The organism is Acinetobacter sp. WCHAc060042 (assembly GCF_003231195.1).
Lineage (GTDB): Bacteria > Pseudomonadota > Gammaproteobacteria > Pseudomonadales > Moraxellaceae > Acinetobacter.
Map to the genome: position 1 here is coordinate 1 of NZ_QKVN01000116.1, position 825 is coordinate 825.

The window sequence follows — 825 nt, forward strand, 5'->3', positions numbered from 1 at the left end:
CCTGAAATTTAAGAATCCATTCATCATAAAAAAAGCCCCCATAAGGGGGCTAAGTTTTGATTCATCACGCGAAGTAAGTATGGAGCAATTTTAGGCTTTCAAATGGTCTTCGAATTCTTCACCGAGCTGCATGGCCAAGTTATTTCCCGCGAGGTCGCAGGTCACCAGTCCATATTCTTTTTTAAAGCTAAAAGTAAAGCCACGGTTGTCTGCTAAAGTTTTGACTGAATACCCCAATTTCTCTAACCAAATACGAAAGGCGATGAGGTTTTTTGCTTTCACTACTTTTTTCACGAGGATATTCCTTATTCACTGATAAATTATTAATAGGGATATTTCACGCTTTTTTAAAGGGGATTTTTTTATATATTTTTATTTTTGCTGTTTTTTAGCGCGTAATCAGACTATCCATCATCATGTAGAAATCATAAAGGAAAAGGCTTTATGGGCTAAAAATGGTACAAGATATTGAAAAATAATAAAATTTAAAAGATAGAAATCCCTTTTTATAATATTGCTAAAATGAGAGCTAGAAATATTTTGTAGCGAATAGAAATGTAATGATTTTTTTCAAAGCTGGGATGGTTTGAAAAAGTAGGATCATTCTGTCTTTGTGATGATCATTTGCGTTTAGCATCGTGTGAGTTGAAATTATTTCTGTGGAAATTTTGACAGATTAAAAGCTCATGGTAACAGCGCCAACTGAGCGTTGAATTCAAGAGAAAATCTCTAGACATTATCGGAGTGTTTAGGCTTGTCTGACGAGAGCCTCTGGTATGAAGTAGAGACTGCACTCGTCAGCAGTCTCTCTAGGGGGGATTTAAA

The 825-nt window shown here is 35.5% G+C and carries 1 protein-coding gene; it reads right to left on the reverse strand.

Going from position 1 to position 825, the window contains the following annotated elements; genetic code table 11:
* Window positions 1-90 precede the first annotated feature (90 nt).
* Window positions 91-294 (reverse strand): hypothetical protein, encoded by a 204-nt coding sequence (locus tag DPG01_RS18475; protein WP_004696295.1) that lies wholly within the window; start codon window positions 292-294, stop codon window positions 91-93.
* Window positions 295-825: the final 531 nt, after the last annotated feature.